The 13942-nt window shown below is 60.6% G+C and carries 14 protein-coding genes; 4 read left to right on the top strand and 10 right to left on the bottom strand.

The window, feature by feature from the left end; translation table 11 throughout:
* Nucleotides 1-20: 20 nt before the first annotated feature.
* The 6 genes from N4Q37_RS14050 to N4Q37_RS14025 form a co-directional block, all read right to left on the bottom strand.
* Nucleotides 21-923, bottom strand: a complete 903-nt coding sequence (locus N4Q37_RS14050; RefSeq protein ID WP_260958601.1) for a substrate-binding periplasmic protein — start codon at nt 921-923, stop codon at nt 21-23.
* Nucleotides 924-1130: 207 nt separating this feature from the next.
* Nucleotides 1131-2639 carry a tripartite tricarboxylate transporter permease gene (locus N4Q37_RS14045; RefSeq protein WP_260958600.1) on the bottom strand — a complete coding sequence of 503 codons (1509 nt, stop codon included), beginning with the start codon at nt 2637-2639 and terminating at the stop codon, nt 1131-1133.
* A 22-nt stretch (nt 2640-2661) separates the two neighbouring features.
* Nucleotides 2662-3147, bottom strand: coding sequence for a tripartite tricarboxylate transporter TctB family protein (locus tag N4Q37_RS14040; RefSeq protein ID WP_260958599.1), 486 nt, complete (start codon nt 3145-3147; stop codon nt 2662-2664).
* A gap of 1 nt (nt 3148) precedes the next feature.
* On the bottom strand, nt 3149-4120 hold the full coding sequence (locus tag N4Q37_RS14035; protein WP_260958598.1) for a Bug family tripartite tricarboxylate transporter substrate binding protein: 972 nt from the start codon (nt 4118-4120) through the stop codon (nt 3149-3151).
* Nucleotides 4121-4325: 205 nt separating this feature from the next.
* Complete coding sequence (locus N4Q37_RS14030; protein WP_260958597.1) at nt 4326-5552, bottom strand: diaminopropionate ammonia-lyase; 1227 nt, start codon at nt 5550-5552, stop codon at nt 4326-4328.
* A gap of 58 nt (nt 5553-5610) precedes the next feature.
* A complete protein-coding gene (locus N4Q37_RS14025) occupies nt 5611-6852 on the bottom strand; it encodes a Zn-dependent hydrolase (protein WP_260958596.1) in 1242 nt (413 codons plus the stop codon).
* Nucleotides 6853-6984: 132 nt separating this feature from the next.
* On the opposite strand from N4Q37_RS14025, the gene N4Q37_RS14020 reads away from it, so the two are divergent.
* On the top strand, nt 6985-7449 hold the full coding sequence (locus N4Q37_RS14020; protein WP_260958624.1) for an Lrp/AsnC family transcriptional regulator: 465 nt from the start codon (nt 6985-6987) through the stop codon (nt 7447-7449).
* Between the two features lie 85 nt (nt 7450-7534).
* Here the strand turns inward: N4Q37_RS14020 and N4Q37_RS14015 are convergent, their stop codons facing one another.
* The 3 genes from N4Q37_RS14015 to gcvA all read right to left on the bottom strand — a co-directional run bounded on the left by N4Q37_RS14015 (nt 7535) and on the right by gcvA (nt 11097).
* Nucleotides 7535-8857 (bottom strand): tetratricopeptide repeat protein, encoded by a 1323-nt coding sequence (locus tag N4Q37_RS14015; RefSeq protein WP_260958595.1) that lies wholly within the window; start codon nt 8855-8857, stop codon nt 7535-7537.
* A 158-nt stretch (nt 8858-9015) separates the two neighbouring features.
* Nucleotides 9016-10041, bottom strand: a complete 1026-nt coding sequence (locus N4Q37_RS14010; RefSeq protein ID WP_260958594.1) for an alcohol dehydrogenase — start codon at nt 10039-10041, stop codon at nt 9016-9018.
* Between the two features lie 144 nt (nt 10042-10185).
* Nucleotides 10186-11097, bottom strand: a complete 912-nt coding sequence (gcvA, locus tag N4Q37_RS14005) for a transcriptional regulator GcvA (protein ID WP_260958593.1) — start codon at nt 11095-11097, stop codon at nt 10186-10188.
* Between the two features lie 171 nt (nt 11098-11268).
* Here gcvA and N4Q37_RS14000 point away from each other — a divergent pair, with 171 nt between their 5' ends.
* On the top strand, nt 11269-12042 hold the full coding sequence (locus N4Q37_RS14000) for an SDR family NAD(P)-dependent oxidoreductase (RefSeq protein ID WP_260958592.1): 774 nt from the start codon (nt 11269-11271) through the stop codon (nt 12040-12042).
* Between the two features lie 52 nt (nt 12043-12094).
* Nucleotides 12095-12463 carry a cupin domain-containing protein gene (locus N4Q37_RS13995; RefSeq protein ID WP_260958591.1) on the top strand — a complete coding sequence of 123 codons (369 nt, stop codon included), beginning with the start codon at nt 12095-12097 and terminating at the stop codon, nt 12461-12463.
* Nucleotides 12464-12499: 36 nt separating this feature from the next.
* On the opposite strand, the gene N4Q37_RS13990 is transcribed toward N4Q37_RS13995, so the two are convergent.
* Nucleotides 12500-12925: a VOC family protein gene (locus N4Q37_RS13990; protein ID WP_260958590.1), complete on the bottom strand. Its 426-nt coding sequence runs from the start codon at nt 12923-12925 to the stop codon at nt 12500-12502.
* A 109-nt stretch (nt 12926-13034) separates the two neighbouring features.
* Between N4Q37_RS13990 and N4Q37_RS13985 the strand changes: the two genes are divergently transcribed.
* Nucleotides 13035-13898 (top strand): LysR family transcriptional regulator, encoded by an 864-nt coding sequence (locus tag N4Q37_RS13985; protein ID WP_260958589.1) that lies wholly within the window; start codon nt 13035-13037, stop codon nt 13896-13898.
* Nucleotides 13899-13942: the final 44 nt, after the last annotated feature.

Below are 13942 nucleotides of genomic sequence, written 5' to 3'. Positions count from 1 at the left end.
CCCACCCAGTCATTGGCATCTTATTTCCACCACCAGTGGGTATCCGGCTCTGGTGTTTTTTCAGGCAGGACAGGGTTGGGAAGACGAATGACCTGTCGATGCTCCTTGGCAAGCGCCGCGATCTCGTTTGCGTGGTAAGTCTCAAAGAGCTTGCGGAAGGATCCATCCGCCAAGGAAAGATTGAGCCCACGTTCAATGCGTTGCGCCAGTGCCGTGTCGTTCTTGTTGACCCAGAAGTACACGGGGTAAGGAAAGAACAGCGCCTTGCTTTTCTCAACGACCAGTTGAGGATAGCTATCCTTGCGCTCTTCGAGTTCACGAGCCGCTTCATTCAATCCGCGCGGGAAGGCATCGAAGCGTTCTCCGGCAAGCATGCCAAAAAGATTTTCATAGTTGGTCGCGGTGACCACCGTAAACCCACCGGCCTGCATGATTGGCACATCGGCCCACTGACTGTTGAGGCCGAAGGTCAATTGTTTGCGTAGCGCCTGCTCATCCATCTGTGCGATGCGAGCCTGGTCGGCAGCGCGAATCACCAGCAGGCGAAAGCCGACAAGCCCCCGCAGGATATCGATCTTGATCGGCAGCATGTGGGACTCGCGCTCGGCGTTGGTCCCCAGGGCGATTACATTGATCTGCCCTGCTTGCAGCAACTCCATGCCACGATTCTGACTGACCTCTTCCGTATACGGCACCAGACGGACAGGGCCGTCGCTAGCCCGCGTATGCGCAAGCGCCAACTCGAGGAGTTGCCAACGATACTCATAGATGGGACCCGAGGGAAAATAACGAAGCGTTGTCTTGCCGTCATCGGCTTGTGCGCAGAGACCCAACAAGTTCAGCGAAATGGCTACGACCACCAAAAACTTCAGGAGAGATGAAGAACGCGACGCAGGACGTTGCGTAAACGATGGGGTTTGCATACTCCGGTTTTCCTTCTCCGCAGCGAACTGGGCAGATACAGCTACGTCTGCGAATGGTTCCGGTCGAGTTTAGCGCTCGGAAAGGCAAAAAAATAGTAACCAACCGGGCATACTTCATGTCCACGTTGCCGCAGATATCCCCGAATTTCCTGGTACAAAAGTACCATCCCATTTCAAGGCGATGCCCGGTGGCCAAGGCACGAATGGTCAATCATCCTCCTGCAAACGAATCCCCCGCACATGCAGCAAGTGCGGCACCAGCAGCACCAACAATGTCATCGCCAGGAAAAAGGCCGAGATAGGTTGGGTCAGGAATACCGTCCAGTCGCCCTGGCTGATGGACAACGCATTGCGCAGTTGTTTTTCCGCCATCGGCCCGAGCAACATGCCGACGATAATCGGGGCGACGGGAAAGTCGAAGCGCCGCATCAGCGCCCCGCCCCAGCCGATCACCAACATCAGGATCAGGTCGAAGGAGGAATGGCGCATGCCGTATACGCCGATGGTGGCGAACACCAGGATGCCAGCATTGAGGTATGGCCGGGGAATCTGCAGCAGTTTGACCCACAACCCCACCAGCGGGAGGTTGAGGACCAGCAATATCAGGTTGCCGATGTACAACGACGCGACCAACGTCCAGACCAGCTCGCCCGAGGTCTGGAACAGCAGCGGCCCGGGTTGCAGGTTGTAGTTCTGGAAAGCGGCCAACAGGATCGCCGCCGTGGCGGAGGTTGGGATGCCCAGGGTCAGCAGCGGCACCAGGGAACCGGTTGCGCTTGCGTTGTTGGCGGCCTCAGGCCCCGCCACGCCCTCGATCGCGCCCTTGCCTTTGCTCGCGGCAAATTCCTCCGGGTGCTTGCTCAACTTTCGCTCCGCCGAATAAGACAGGAAGGTTGGAATCTCCGCACCGCCGGCAGGAATCGAGCCGAAGGGAAAACCGATCATCGTGCCGCGGATCCAGGCCGGCACCGAGCGTTTCCAGTCCGCGCGCGTCATCCATAACGACGTCATCCTATGTCGTCCGGTTGTCTCGACTCTTTCATACAGCAGGCTGTACAGGGCCTCCCCGACTGCAAACAGCCCGACCGCCACCAGTACGACTTCAATACCATCGACCATTTCCGGCACGCCGAAGGTGTAGCGTGCGATGCCCGAGGTCGAGTCCAGGCCGATCAAGCCGATGGCCAGGCCGATTCCCAGAGAAGCGAAGCCGCGCAGCATGGAGGCGCCCAGCACCGCGGAAACAGTGGTGAAGGACAACACCAGAATCGCGAAGTACTCCGCGGGTCCGAACTTCAGTGCCAGCGTGGCAACGAGGGGGGCGAACAGCGTCAGCAGCACGGTGGCGATGGTACCGGCCACGAATGACCCAATCGCTGCCGTGGCCAGCGCCGGCCCTGCCCGACCGTTGCGCGCCATCAGGTTGCCTTCCAGGGCGGTGACCATGGATGACGATTCGCCGGGGGTATTGAGCAGGATGGAAGTGGTGGAGCCGCCGAATTGAGAGCCGTAGTAGATCCCGGCGAACATGATCAGCGCACCGGTTGGCTCGACCTTGGCGGTGAGCGGCAGCAACAGGGCCACCGTCAACGCCGGGCCGATCCCCGGTAAGACGCCGATGGCGGTGCCCAGCAGACAGCCAATAAAACCCCACATCAAATTGATCGGATCCAGCGCCAAGGCAAAACCCGAGGCCAAGCTCAAGAGAACGTCCACTGCACTTCTCCTTCAGCCCGAGTCAGATCCAGGCATTGATCAGGGCCGGCAGGGAAACACCCAACCCGGCGTTGAACAGCCAATAGATCGGTAACGTGAGGGCCATGCCGATCGCGATGTCGCGAAGCGGATGACGACTGCCAAAACCCCGAGCCGAACAGGCAAACAGCAGCCCGGCCGCCAGGACGAAACCGAGGACGTTGATCAGCATGGCGATCAATATCAGGCCGGCGGTGACCCACATGGCCCCCGCTACCCCACCGCGCAGGACGCGCTCCTCACCGTTCTTTTCATCGCGAAAGCCACCCGTGACCGCCTGGTAGCTCAGCAACACCCCCACCCCGCCAAGAAACAGCGCGACGGCACAGGGATAGACATGAGCCCCGAGGACAACGAAGCCCATCTCGGGAGGGAAACGCAGCGCGCCGATGGCCAGGATCAGGCTGATGGCGACCAGGCCTGCGCCGATCGCCAGCTCTGCTGGCTTGACTCCGCCGGGCCGGGCCATCTCAAAGCAACCCGACCTTCACCAGCATCGCGCGCAGGCGCGCATGCTCCTCATCGACGAACTTGCCAAACTCATCGCCCGTCAGGACGCTTGGCGACCAGAGGTTGGTCTTGAGATTGTCTTGCCAGACTTTGCTTTCGGTGGCGGCCAGCACCGCGTCGGTCACTTGCTTGCGTTGCTCGGCCGTCAGATTGCCGGCGCCGTAGACTCCGCGCCAGTTGCCGATGGTCACATCGAAACCGCTTTCCTTGAGGGTCGGCGCATCGATCCCGGGGACGCGTTCAGGCGCGCCGATGGCCAATACGCGGAACTGACCGTTCTTGATGTACTGACCCAATTCGCCGTAGCCACCGGTGATCACTTTGATCTGGCCACCCAACGCCTGGGCCACCACTTCACCGCCGCCGGCAAAGGCCACGTAATTGACCTTGTTGATCGGTACATCCATCTTGCCTGCCAGCTCGGCAATGCCGATGTGGTCGATCGAGCCCTTGGAGCCGCCGCCAAACGTGACGCTGGAAGGGTTGGCCTTGAAGTCCTTCAGCAGGTCATCCAGGTTTTTGTAAGGCGACTCCTTGCGCACCGCCAACACGTTGTATTCGGTGAACAACCGGGCGATAGGTGTCACATCCTTCATGGTGATCTGCGGCTTGTTCTGTTCCTCGGCCGTGACCATGATCGCGCCGACGACGAGCAGCGCATTGGGATCGCCCTTGGTGCTGTTGGCGAATTGTGCCAGCCCCAGCGTCCCGCCCGCCCCGCCCTTGTTCTCGAACGTGACTGATTTGGCCGCGTTGGCCTCGACCAGGGCCTTGCCCAATACCCGCGCGGTCTGGTCATACCCGCCCCCTACGGACCCCGGGGCCATGAACTTGACGGTGTCCAGGGCCATGGCGGACGTGGTAAACGAGATCGCGGCCACAGTGGCCGCCACGGACATGCAGCGACTGAATCGAAGGGCTGACTTGAACATGAAGCTTCTCCCGAGACTATTGTTCTTGTGGGTACCGGTTGAGTTTCAATCAGGGCATAACGCTGTTCGTAGGATGGCCGATCCAGCGCCATCGCTTGCGCAAGGCGCCGGCCTTCCATGGCCGCCCATGCTCCTTCAATAATGGTTTACGGTGTCGAAAAAGCAATTTTTGGCATTCTGATGAGTACCACAGCCAAAATGAACATCAGGACGCGCTTAGCCAGGCTTGCTGTCGCTGCAGGATCGAGGCCTCGGTTTCACCCAGCAGTTCGGCATACACGGCAGGCGCCGTGGCACCTTCGGTGTTGATCAGCAGAATGCGGGAATCGGCATTGATGCCGAGGTCCGCCAAGGCGCTTTTTGTTGCGCACAACTGCATCAGCCCGGCAAGCCCGGCCACGCCCGACTCCCCTGCGACCAGCGGAATGTCGCGCGTGCTTCCTTTCGCCAAGCGCCCCATGGCAATCACGGCGGCCTCATCCTCGATGGTCATGAAGAAGTCGACGCAGCCCTCAAGAAAACGCCAGGCCAACGGTGAGGTTTCACCGCAGGCCAGACCCGCCATGACTGAGTCGACCGAGCCGGTGGCTTTCGCCGCCCGGCCAAGGATTGCGCTTTGATACAGGCAGTCAGCCTGCTTCGGCTCGACCATCACGAACATGGGCCGCTGCTCACCGTAGTATTCCCATAGATAACTCGTGATCCCGGCGGCCAGGCCACCGACACCGCCTTGCAAAAACACATGGGTGAACGGCGCACTGCCCGCCTCGCCGGCCGTTAGCGCTTCGACGCTTTCAGCGGCGATGGTGCCGTAGCCTTGCATCACATCCCGCGGAATGACTTCGTAGCCGTCGTACGAGGTGTCGGACACGACAATCCAGTCATTGGCCGCAGCAAGTGCCGCTGCCTCCTCGACCGATTCGTCGTAATTGCCGGTGATGCGCACGATCTTCGCACCATAGGCGGCGATCGCCACCTCACGTTCAACGCTGACGTTGGCGTGCAAGACGATGTTGCATTGGCAACCCACGCTCTGTGCCGCCGCAGCCAGGGCCCGACCGTGGTTGCCATCGGTGGCGCTGATCACGGTGAAGTCCGCCAACGCCCCAGCGTGCTTGCCTTCCAGCAAATCGCGAGGCAAGAAACCCTGCTCAGGGAAGGTCCGCAGGATCAGGCGAACCAGGGCAATGGGAGCACCCAGCGCCTTGAAACTGCCCAGGATCGAACGCTTCGACTCATCCTTGAGCAGAATCTGCGCCACGCCGAGTTGGGCGGCCAGATCGGGCAGCTCATAAAGGGGCGTCGCCGCGGCGTTCAAGCGTGACCAACGGGAAAGCCATTGCCGGCTCTCGTTGGCTTTGTCGACGCTCATGATCCTTCGTAGCGTTTCGGGGTACGGCTGGCGGGTAGCTTTGGGGTTGGTGATCAACATAAAGAATTCCATCGAGCGGGGTATTAATGTACGGGCGGCAACTGTCACGGTGAGGGAGCTATGCAGCGCCGAGACGCCGAGTGACAACATCGAGCAGAACCTGTGCGCCCTTGATCAGTTGATCGTCGTCGGTATGTTCGCGTGGGTTGTGGCTGATGCCGTCGCGGCTGGGAACGAAGATCATCGCCGCCGGGGCGATGCGGGCGATCATCTGCGCATCGTGCCCGGCACCCGAGGTCATCCGGCGGTGGCTGAAGCCGAAGCCTTTTGCGCTGGCTTCGATCTCGTCAGCCAACCCCGCGTTGAACACAACCGGTTCAAAACGCACCAGCCGTTCAGTCGCGATGCTGACGCCCTTCTCTTCGGCGATCTTGTCCAGGTACTCGGAAAGCCGGCACTCCGCATCGGCCAGTCTGGTTTCGTCGGGATCGCGCAGATCCACGGTGAAGGTCGCTTTGCGCGGGATCACGTTGATGACATTCGGCTCAAACTTCATGCAGCCGACGGTGGCCAGCGTCGTTCCAGACTCGAGCGCGATGCGACGCAGCTCAACCCCGATGGCACTGGCAACCAGGCCAGCATCATGACGCAGATGGGTGGGCGTGGTGCCGGCGTGGTTGGCGTTGCCCTGCACTTCAACCTGCTGCCAGGAAATGCCCTGGAGGTTTTCGACGACACCAATCAACGCGCCCTCGGCTTCAAGGATCGGCCCCTGCTCGATATGCAGCTCAAGGTATTCATGGGGGACCATGAATCCGGGCTCCTGGGTGCCGGCGTAGCCGATGCGTTCGAGCTCATCACCCAGACGCGTGCCGTCGGTTCCAAGGGTGTCGAGGGCCCGGGCAACGGACAGTCCCCCGGCGTACACCAGCGAACCCATCATGTCGGGCTGGTAGCGTACGCCCTCCTCGTTGGTGAAGGCCCCGACGGTAATCGAACGCTGCGGTGACTCGCCGACATCACGAAAAGCACGGATAACCGCCAAGCCGGCGAGCACACCGTAGCAGCCGTCCAGGGCGCCGGCATTGGTCACGGTATCGATGTGGGAGCCCATCATCAGGGGCTGTTGGTCACCCTGGTCGCTGGCAGCGCGAAGCGTGCCGAAGATATTGCCGATCCGGTCGATCTGGATATCCAGACCGAGCTCGCGCATCCAGCCAACCAGCAGATCACGGCCAGCTTTTTCCGCGTCGGTCAACGCGATCCGCGTCCGCCCACCGTGTTCGGCATCGGCCCCCAACTGACCGAGGGCCTGTATCTGCTGAAGCATGAGGGAGCCGTTGAGTTGCAGATCAGTCATCAGATTCTCCTGTGGCGGTATGTCGTTGCGGAGAAATTCTATTCACTTGCAATGCAAGAAAAGCTTGATATTCAGGTCATGGATGAACTTCTATTGCGTTTTCATCGCCGTTGCCTTAACGAGCACGTTTTCATGGATCTCGACGCTTTCGACTACGCCTTGCTGGATGCTGTTCAGCGTGATGCCACCACCTCCCAACAGAATCTCGGCGAACGGGTAAACCTCTCCGCCGCCGCAGTGAACAGACGCCTGAAGAAAATGAACAGCGAAGGGGTGATCCTGGGAACGGTCGCACGTGTCGACCCGGTCGCCCTGGGTTACACCTTGACCGTCATTACCGAGGTGGAGGTTGAAAACGAACGTCTTGACCTGCTGGATGAGATGAAACGCGCCTTCCTCGCCTGCCCTCAAGTGCAGCAGTGTTACTACGTCGCGGGTGAGTGCGATTTCTTGCTGATCATGCTGGTGAAGAATATGGAGCAGTACACGCAATTGACCCGTGAACTCTTTTTTGAAAGCAACAACGTCAAGCGATTCAAGACGCTGGTGTCGATGAGTAACGTCAAGTCCGAGCTGTACGTTCCGGTTTTGGCGTAACGCTGCCCGTGTTTGGAAAGGTCCCCCTATGGACGCGAGCTTGCTCGCTCCCACAGGAGCATCCCTTTGTACACTGCGCGGCGAATCAGCTCGCGGCCAGGCCCTCCAGCCATTGGCTATCGCGTGGCGATGGTCGACGGTGCAGGCGCCGGTCCAGCAGCGCCCTCGCCTTGTCCGCCTCGCCCGCGCGCATCAGGGAAACCAGCAACGTGTCCTGCACGATTTCGCGCTGGGCGCCACTGCCGCCGAGGCGCACGACTTCGTGGGCCACCGGCTCGAGAATCCGAGCGCAGTCGGCGTAATGACCATCGGCAAAAGCCTGGACTGCATGACAGAGCGCCGGAACCACGGGCCCCGCCCGCAAATGGCCATCGCGCACCAGTACAGTCAGTGCATCGGCCCGTTGCTCCAAGGCGAGTTGATTGCCGGTGGCAGCGGCCAGCAAGGCCATGTGGAAATCGGCAAAGGGGAAGCCTGGTTGCTGGAAATAGTTGGACGCATAGCGCGCCGCTTCGTCCCACAGGCCGGCTGGCACCTCATGCCCATACGCCTGCATCCGCCAGAGGAACGAGGCACTGTCGCTGACCACGTTGATTGGCACCCCGCCCGACACAGAAGGTGCCACGTGCTCGGCGTAGATGCCCAGCGCCGTTTCGGTGTCGCCACGCTCAAGTGCCGCCAGGGCGCCGTGCCAGGCAATGTGGCCATGCAGGGTGCCGCTGCGGTCATAACCCGGTAGCCAGTCGCGAATGATCACCGCCGCTTCGTCGTTGGCGCCGGACTCGTGCAGCACATGGGCCACGGCATGCACGGCGTTGACATTGTTGCGACGCAGCTCCAGCGAGCGTTGGGTCAGCGCACGGCCGAGCGCGACGTCGCCATTCTCGCCATGGGCCCAGCCCCGATAGTTGAGGAACCACCAATCATCCTCGGGAAAGTGCCGGGCATGCCGCTCACACAGGTCGACCCGCGCTTGGTCGTGGTCGGCCATGCCGGAAAAAGCGAACAGGCCGAACGCACCCAGCGGCAAGGACAGGATGACGATATCCAGGGGCCAGCGGTCGGCATGCTGCAATGCGCTGGCAAGTGCCTTGGCCGGCTGGCCATTGATCGCGAGCGCCAGCGTCTGGACGTGGCTGCGCTCACGCTCGGTGCCGTTGGCGTGTACCAGTTCGACCGCCTTGGCGATTCTGGCCTTGGCCTGGCTGACCTCGGCCCGCACCGCATGAAACCGGGCTCGGGCGGCGTGGGCCAGGGCAAACTCAGGATCGGCCGCGATCGCCTCTTCCAGGGTTTCTGCCACACCCGGCCAAAGCGAGAGCAGCAGGTCCACCCCCGTCCGGTAACGCTCGGCCGCGGTTTCGCAAGAGGTCGAAAGAGGCAGACTGTAACGATCAAGGCAGGCCATCGGACGTAAAACTCCTATTTATGAGTCCAAGCGGACCAGTGTGGGATGAGCGTTTTTTCAGTGTCCTGTGCGTGGTCGGGCAGGTCCTGGGCAGCATTACCCCCTCCTCGCGCCAGGCATACACTTGCTGATTGTCCTTCTGAATGACACAACATCGCTCAATCATTCATGGTCAGCACCATGCGAAACTTCACCTGGCCCGATTTGACCTTCTGATAAGCGTCCCAGGCTTCTTCCATGGGCCGGGTCTCGATCAACGCACGAACGTCAGTCATGACGCTGAAATCCAGAGTTCTCTCGGACTCGAAGGGCGTACCGGTGATGGCGCCCTGGACGCTACGCTCTCCCCCGACCAAGGCCCCCGGCATGATCGAGAGCGGTTGCCGTCCCACACCGACGATCAGCAAGCGCCCCTGTGGCGCCAGGGCCGGCATGAGCGAGGATGCGGCGGCGCTGTCGGTGATGGTGGTCAGGATGACCTGGGCCCCGCCCATTTCCTTGAGCCGGGCAACCGGATCTTCCACATGCGTATCGATGTAGTGGTAGGCCCCCAGCGCCAGTACGTCCTTGGCAATATCGGCCCCGCGCCCGACAGCGACGACCTTGAAACCCATTCTCCAGGCGTACTGGACGGCCAGGTGCCCAAGACCACCGATGCCCTGGATCGCGACCAGGTCGCCCGCCTGTGCGCCAGACTTGCGCAACGCATTGAAGGTAGCGATGCCGGCGCACAACAGTGGAGCCGCCTGCACCGCGCTCAGCTCGTCCGGAATCGCCACCAGCCCGGTGGCGCGGGCGATCATCATTTGCGCATAACCGCCATCCTGGGAGCTGCCCATCACCGGTTGGTCGCTGCACAGGTTGAAATGTCCGCGACGGCACTGCTCACACGCATTGCAATGCCCTCCCAGGCGCCCTACCCCAACGCGCTGGCCGACCCGCCAGTGCCCTAGAACACCGGCACCCAGCGCCACGATCCGCCCGACCACTTCGTGACCCGGCGTGCGTGGAAACTGCAACCCCGCCTCCAGTCCTTCAATAGCTCCGGCATCCGCCCCGCAGATGCCACAGGCCTGTATTTCAATCAGCACCTCACCATCCCCGGGCGTTGGCGTGTCGCGCTCTACCAGTTCCAACGCACCCGGCCGGGTGACCTGCATCGCTTTGTAGGTGCTTCTTGTCATGCTCAATTTCCTCCCAGCCTTCCCGCCCCTGCACCGTTGCTGAGCATCAGAGGCCGATTTTGTGAAGGAGGATCTGCTTCTACAAACGAGATAAAGTTTCTTACCGTAAAAGAAAATGTTTCCCGAGGATAACGGTACGCTCACTTAGCAGGCGGCTACGTCAAACAACCAGTCGCGAAAGGCTTTCAGCCTGGGCAGGCTGGCACAACCTGGGCGATATACCACGTAATAGGCCAGCGCCGACTCAAACCTGATGTGCGTGAACAAACGCACCAATCGACCGGCAGCCAGGTCGTCACGCACCATGACGCTACGAGCCAGCGCGACGCCATGCCCATCGATTGCCGCCTGCAACACTGCGGCGGAGTTGTTGATTTTCATCCCGCGTGTGGTGCTGACGTCGGCGATGCCAGCTTTCTCCAACCAGGCTTCCCAGGAGGGAAAGCCCGTGTGGCTGTCCATCGACAAATCATGGATAAGCGTTTCTCCAGCCAGGTCATTCGGCGTTTGCAAGCGCGAAGCATCACGCAGCAGATGGGGAGAGCACACCGGGTACACTTCCTCATCCATCAGTTTTTCCGCCACCAGCCCCGGCCAGGTGCCTGGCCCGTAACGCACGCCGATGTCGATGCGCTGGGCAACGAAGTCTACGGCCCTGAGGTTGGTGTCCAGCCTGACGTCCATGTCCGGCCAGGCGGCGTGGAAACTTTCGATACGTGGCAGCAGCCATTTGGCGGCAAACGCCGGGCTGACCGTCACCGTTAAAGCACCACCGGTCGCCCCCTCCTTTAACCGCTCCAGGCCCAGCGAAAGCCTGTCGAAACCGGCCCGGATATCCGGCAGCGCATGCTCGGCCGCCTCTGTCGCCAGCAGTCGAACACGACCGCTGGACGCCCGATGAAAAAGTGGTGTTCCCAGCCAGTCCTCCAAGGCGCGGACAAGTTGCCCGACAGCGGCGGGTGTGACGTTGAGCTCAGCCGCTGCCGCGGAAAAGCTCTGGTGACGGGCGCTGGCCTCGAAGGCGCGCAGAGCATTGAGGTGAACAGGCATCTTCATATCGATAAACTTTTTCTTTGCATTAAAGACACTTTATATCGTTTGTGGCGCGGAGGGGAAGTTCCAAAAATAGGCTCCATCACAGACAAATGACTGTGTAGCAAGTACGTATGGCAATACGGACTTGAATGAAAAAGTTTATCTGCTGATCAAGATCCGAGAGGTCCCACCATGAGCAATCAATTCAAAGGCAAGAAGCTGTTGGTCGTCGGCGGCACGAGTGGAATGGGGCTGGAGTCGGCCCGGATGGTACTCGCCGGAGGCGGCAGCGCTGTGATCGTTGGCAACCGTCCAGAGAAGACCGAAGAGGCTCGCAAAGAACTGTCCGCCCTGGGCCCGGTCACCTCACTGACTGCTGACCTGACCCGTGAAGAAGGCCTGGCCGAGCTGATCAGGACCCTCGACGAACAGCATTCGGACATCGACCTGCTGGTCAACGCCGCTGGCGTATTCTTCCCCAAACCGTTCCTGGAACACCAAGGCGCGGACTACGACCAATACATGAAGCTGAACAAAGCGTTCTTCTTCATCACCCAGACCGTCGCGGCCAACATGGTTGCCAACGACCGCCCGGGCGCCATCGTCAACATCGGTTCAATGTGGGGTAAGCAGGCCATCGCCGCCACGCCATCTTCGGCGTACTCCATGGCCAAGGCCGGCCTGCACTCGTTGACTCAGCACCTGGCGATGGAACTGGCCTCGAAACACATCCGCGTCAACGCCGTTTCGCCTGCTGTCGTACAGACACCTATTTATGAAGGTTTCATTCCCAAGGCGGAAGTACACGGCGCGCTGCAAGGTTTCAATGACTTTCACCCCATCGGACGCGTCGGCACCCCTCAAGACGTGGCCGAAGTGGTCGCCTTCCTGCTGTCCGACAAGGCCGGTTGGGTCACGGGCGCAATCTGGGACGTGGACGGCGGCGTGATGGCGGGCCGCAACTGACGGACAACCGTTCAGTCATGAAGGCGCGACGATCTTCGTCAAGCTCTGGCAGATGAAGCTCGAAGAAAAAGACCGAGTGCGTATCGATACACGCGCCCCGTCCGCCTGGCGGCAGCAAGATGGCCGGGCAACCTGCCCTCTGTTCTCCAATGACAACGAACAGGTCTGCCTGCAACGCCTGGCACCTGGAGAACCACTGTTCTCCAGCCACCGTACCAGCGCAGAGCTGTTGGTGCTTCACGGTCAACTGAACGTGGCGGACCAGCCCTACGAGCAAGGCAGCTGGATGCGCCAGCCCGAAGGCGACGCCCTTGAAATCCTCGCCGGAGCCCAAGGCGCGATGATTTATCTCAAGACCGGCCATTTGCTCGATATTTGCCCGTCACCTGCCAGGCCGATTCATGAGCTTCCAGCTCATTGAAAATGAAATGGCACAACCAGCGCTGTGCCATTTCACTTATTTGGCGAACAGCTGACTCATGTCCTTGAACGCCTTGAACTCCAGTGCATTGCCGCAAGGATCGAACAGGAACATGGTGGCCTGCTCGCCTACCTGGCCTTTGAAACGGATGTAGGGTTCGATCACAAACTGGACGCCGAAAGTTTTCAGGCGTTCGGCAAGGGCTTCCCACTGCTGCCACGCCAGGATAACGCCGAAATGCGGGACGGGCACGTCGTGGCCGTCGACGGGGTTGCTATGCACGTTTTCCTGGGAATCGGTTTTCGGATGCTCATGAATCACCAGTTGGTGACCGTAGAAGTCGAAGTCGACCCATTGGGTGCTGGAGCGCCCCTCCGCCAGGCCGAACACCTCACCATAGAATCGGCGGGCGGCGGCCAGGTCGTAGACAGGGATTGCCAGGTGGAAAGGAGAAAGACTCATCAGGGGATCTCCAGGATCATGTTGTTTTATTGGCTGAAGTCATCCTATGGTTCGTGACGGAATAAAAAAAACAATATGATTTTGAGATGAGTCCAAAGGAAATTTGTGAATGATTCGTGAGCTCAAGACGCTCGTCACCGTAGCCCGCGAGGGCACTTTCGCCGCTGCCGGAGCCCGCATAGGCCTCACCCAGGCGGCCGTCAGCGCGCAAATGCATCGGTTGGAGACTGAACTGGGGTTTGAACTGTTCGACCGGACGGGGCGCACGGCCACTTTGAATCGCCGTGGACAGCAGGTGCTCCTGCAAGCCCAGGAACTCCTGCGCCTTTATGCAGATCTGGGCTCTCGCTCTCCCGATCTACCGCCGACCGTGCTGGTCAACATCGGTGCCATTGCTTCGGTGCAACGCGCATGGCTACCCGAGGTGCTGGCGGTCTTTCACCAGCAATTTCCCCATTGCCGTACGCGCGTCATACCGGGGTTGTCGATGGAGCTGGTCAACATGGTCGACTCTGGCGAGATCGACATGGCGGCCATCATCCGCCCGCCCTTTTCCCTACAAAGCGACCTGCGCTGGACCACACTGGTGCGTGAGCCCTATCGCTTGCTGGTTCCAGAACAGATTGAAGGCAATGACTGGGCAGAGCTGCTGGCGACGCAACCCTTCATTCGCTACGACCGCTCCTCGTTCGGCGGTCGGCAAGTCGACCGCTTCCTTCGCCAGATGCATTTCTCCCCCACGGAAAAAAGCGAACTCGACGAGCTCGACGCACTGGTCAACCTGGTGGCCCATGCCGTGGGGGTAGCCCTGGTTCCGCAGACAGCCAGCTATCGCCAGTGGCCTCCCGGGGTCAGGGCCATCGATCTGGGGGCGCACACGTTCCATCGCGACATCGGCCTGGTGCACCGGGCCAAGCAGAACCTGAACGAACCGGCCTGGTCGCTGAGTCAATTGATGAGCCAGATGGCCTAGGCCGACAAACAAAAGCGCCCGGCCGCTTCACACGACCGGGCGCC

Source organism: Pseudomonas citri (assembly GCF_025336485.1).
Classification (GTDB): domain Bacteria; phylum Pseudomonadota; class Gammaproteobacteria; order Pseudomonadales; family Pseudomonadaceae; genus Aquipseudomonas; species Aquipseudomonas citri.
This window is presented reverse-complemented; position numbering and strand designations above follow the sequence as displayed.

Excerpts from the sequence above, each read along its gene's own strand:
- N4Q37_RS13985 (WP_260958589.1), top strand. The coding sequence starts at position 13,035 with ATGATTCGTGAGCTCAAGACGCTCGTCACCGTAGCCCGCGAGGGCACT.
- N4Q37_RS14025 (WP_260958596.1), bottom strand. The coding sequence starts at position 6,852 with ATGACTGATCTGCAACTCAACGGCTCCCTCATGCTTCAGCAGATACAG.
- N4Q37_RS14050 (WP_260958601.1), bottom strand. The coding sequence starts at position 923 with ATGCAAACCCCATCGTTTACGCAACGTCCTGCGTCGCGTTCTTCATCT.
- N4Q37_RS14035 (WP_260958598.1), bottom strand. The coding sequence starts at position 4,120 with ATGTTCAAGTCAGCCCTTCGATTCAGTCGCTGCATGTCCGTGGCGGCC.
- gcvA (WP_260958593.1), bottom strand. The coding sequence starts at position 11,097 with ATGAAGATGCCTGTTCACCTCAATGCTCTGCGCGCCTTCGAGGCCAGC.
- N4Q37_RS14015 (WP_260958595.1), bottom strand. The coding sequence starts at position 8,857 with ATGGCCTGCCTTGATCGTTACAGTCTGCCTCTTTCGACCTCTTGCGAA.
- N4Q37_RS14010 (WP_260958594.1), bottom strand. The coding sequence starts at position 10,041 with ATGACAAGAAGCACCTACAAAGCGATGCAGGTCACCCGGCCGGGTGCG.
- N4Q37_RS14040 (WP_260958599.1), bottom strand. The coding sequence starts at position 3,147 with ATGGCCCGGCCCGGCGGAGTCAAGCCAGCAGAGCTGGCGATCGGCGCA.
- N4Q37_RS14020 (WP_260958624.1), top strand. The coding sequence starts at position 6,985 with ATGGATCTCGACGCTTTCGACTACGCCTTGCTGGATGCTGTTCAGCGT.
- N4Q37_RS13990 (WP_260958590.1), bottom strand. The coding sequence starts at position 12,925 with ATGAGTCTTTCTCCTTTCCACCTGGCAATCCCTGTCTACGACCTGGCC.
- N4Q37_RS14030 (WP_260958597.1), bottom strand. The coding sequence starts at position 5,552 with ATGTTGATCACCAACCCCAAAGCTACCCGCCAGCCGTACCCCGAAACG.
- N4Q37_RS14000 (WP_260958592.1), top strand. The coding sequence starts at position 11,269 with ATGAGCAATCAATTCAAAGGCAAGAAGCTGTTGGTCGTCGGCGGCACG.
- N4Q37_RS13995 (WP_260958591.1), top strand. The coding sequence starts at position 12,095 with ATGAAGCTCGAAGAAAAAGACCGAGTGCGTATCGATACACGCGCCCCG.